The sequence below is a fragment of the Streptomyces pseudogriseolus genome (assembly GCA_002154585.1).
Taxonomy (GTDB): Bacteria; Actinomycetota; Actinomycetes; order Streptomycetales; family Streptomycetaceae; genus Streptomyces; species Streptomyces pseudogriseolus.
Map to the genome: position 1 here is coordinate 1 of MUNG01000364.1, position 214 is coordinate 214.

The window sequence follows — 214 nt, forward strand, 5'->3', positions numbered from 1 at the left end:
GGGTGGCCGTGAGGTAGGGGCGGATCCAGGCCCCGGCCTCGGTGAGGGGCCGTCGCAGGCCCTCCCGGTGGGCCTCCCGCACCGCGCGGGTGACGAGGCGCCGTGCCGCGGCGGTGTCGCCCGCCCGGTCGGCGGCCCGCGCCCGCACCAGTGCGGCCCGTACGGTCACCGCCGGGCCGGCGCGCTCGTCGACGGCCGCCCGGTCGAGCAGCCG

Annotated in this window: 1 protein-coding gene; it reads right to left on the bottom strand. The window is 82.7% G+C overall.

What is annotated here, in order from left to right:
- Nucleotides 1-214 (bottom strand): hypothetical protein (locus tag CCN29_RS36285; protein ID WP_442538513.1); only part of this gene is annotated, 214 nt, incomplete at both ends.